General features: G+C 41.9%; 1 pseudogene. It reads left to right on the forward strand.

Going from position 1 to position 613, the window contains the following annotated elements:
* A pseudogene (locus ACFIK6_RS10210) lies at window positions 1-613 on the forward strand (hypothetical protein); the annotation flags it as partial.

The raw sequence follows: 613 nt of genomic DNA on the forward strand, positions 1-613 counted from the left end.
TCGCCTTTAGAAGCGGTAATGGTGTTAAGATAATCGTAGGAGGCAAGCAAAAGCTTTACAGTTATGATAGTCAAACGAAGGGTTGGAAGGACATAAGTCAAAGTGGTGTGACGTATCATGCGCATGAGGATAATCAATGGTCGTTCGCTTTGTTTGGTCAAAGAATTATTGCGGTCAATAAAAATGATAAACCACAAGTTTTTAATACCCATAGTTCTGAACGATTTGAAGATTTAGGCGGCAATCCGCCAAAAGCAGGATTGGTGAAGGTTTGGGGACCTTTTGTTTGTTTGATGCAATTGACAGATCACCCCAATCGCATTCATTGGTCTGGTTTGGAAGATGCAACCCATTGGACAGTTAAGCAGAAAGATTGCGATTTTCAAGATTTTCCGGATGGAGAATATGTTCAAGGGGCAACAGAATCCACCAATCCCCTCATTTTTATGCGTTCTGCTATTTATGCTGGAACCTTTGTTGCGGGTTCTAAGATTGTGTTTACGTTTCAAAAGATACAAGACAAGCGAGGAGCCCGCAGTGCAGCCTCTATAGCATGTCGAGGGAGTGATGCCTTTTTTGCTGGTGATGGTGGTTTTTATCAAATGAGTTTGGA

The organism is Bartonella sp. AS69XJJH (genome assembly GCF_042195585.1).
GTDB lineage: Bacteria > Pseudomonadota > Alphaproteobacteria > Rhizobiales > Rhizobiaceae > Bartonella.